1 protein-coding gene is annotated in these 451 nt (G+C 66.1%); it reads right to left on the reverse strand.

The annotated features are described in order from the left end of the window. On the reverse strand, window positions 1-255 hold a 255-nt coding region (locus JMF97_RS31630), incomplete at its 3' end, for a hypothetical protein (RefSeq protein WP_238360471.1). Window positions 256-451: the final 196 nt, after the last annotated feature.

Consider the following 451-nt stretch of genomic DNA (forward strand, 5'->3'; position numbering starts at 1 on the left):
AGAAAAAGGAGGGGAAAAGAAGGGAAGGAGTGGAAGGAAGAAAAAAGAAGCGAAGACCTCGGCCGACAGGACGGCCAGGTGATCGAGGCACTGACCATCGCACTCGACCGTCTCGACGGACTGGACCACCTGTGGGTGGCCCGGGCACTGGCCCGGCTCGGTCGCCTGGATGTGGTCCTCGCTCGTGCAGACCGCCTTGCCCGGGAAACGGTCGTCACCGCTGTCGCCGCCCCGTACGGAAGCTTCCGTCACCATGGGCGGAACCCGCTCGCCTTGGACTACCCCCCTCTCGACGAGGTCCTCAGGAGCCGACCGGAGTACGCGACAGCCCTGGCCTACGAACGCACACCAGGCACCACACCCTGCCGCATCAACACCGACGAGGTTGACGAAGCTCCCCGTGGCCTGCGGTCGCCACACGTCGTTGTCCGCCGACCCGGCTGGAGCGCTC

The organism is Micromonospora fiedleri, assembly GCF_016774385.1.
Taxonomy (GTDB): Bacteria; Actinomycetota; Actinomycetes; order Mycobacteriales; family Micromonosporaceae; genus Micromonospora; species Micromonospora gifhornensis.